The organism is Clostridium sp. DL1XJH146 (assembly GCF_054819755.1).
In genome coordinates, this window is the sequence record NZ_JBTVVN010000101.1 from 1 (window position 1) to 851 (window position 851).

1 protein-coding gene is annotated in these 851 nt (G+C 30.1%); it reads right to left on the bottom strand.

Annotation, left to right across the window (positions count from 1 at the left end; all coding sequences use genetic code 11):
* Positions 1 to 728: IS110 family transposase (locus tag ACVHXK_RS18660; protein ID WP_461207915.1), on the bottom strand; the 728-nt coding region annotated here is incomplete at its 3' end.
* Positions 729 to 851 lie beyond the last annotated feature (123 nt).

The following is an 851-nucleotide window of genomic DNA, read 5'->3' on the forward strand; positions in this document are numbered from 1 at the left end:
CCAATAGATTTAGAAGCTGCATTTTTTAATTGGTTAAGTTTTTTCTTTCCAACGCTTGTAGAAACTTTGGTTCTTAATGTTTTAAGAAGGTCATCAACCTCAGTCTCAACAACATGTTTTGGAGTTGGGTATTTTTCAAGCAATACTAAAGCAGAATTACAAAAGCAATCTTTAAAAACTTTAGTAAACTCAGGAAATGCTATATCTAACCATCTTGTAATTTGGTTTTTGACTCTAGTTTTAGATTTAATTTCTTTTTCTCTAAGCCTCATATAATCCTTAAGTTCTCCAAAAATGCCTTCATGTAAGGATTTCCTGAAAAACCTTCCATCCTTTACACTTCTAGCAATAGCTATTGAGTCGATACTATCTGTTTTTTTGTTTATGTTACCATTAAGTTTTCTCATGTATTTGGAGTCCCATGGATTAACTAAGACAATTTGAGTATTAACAAAGTTATCTGCAATAAAGTCATGTAAATTAAACCAATAATGGCCTGTCGGCTCTAACCCAATAATAGTATCTAACTTATTGAACTTAAGCTTTAATGAATTAATCCACTTTAGAAGATTGTTAATACCTTCTACATCGTTGTTAAAACTAATTGTTTTACCAACTTGAATTCCTCTTGAATCAGACGCTGACGCGTAATGAACATTTTTTGCTACATCAATTCCTACAATAAGTGTTGATTCTTTAATAATTTTTATGTTATCATTAATTAACATTTTAAATCATCCTCCTGTTGTTTTTAATTAGAGATCAGTTACTGCTGATACTCCGTATTTTAACAGGAGGATATTTATTTTTCAACACTTAAAAAGTCTTAATATAGGAATGCTGTGCATTGT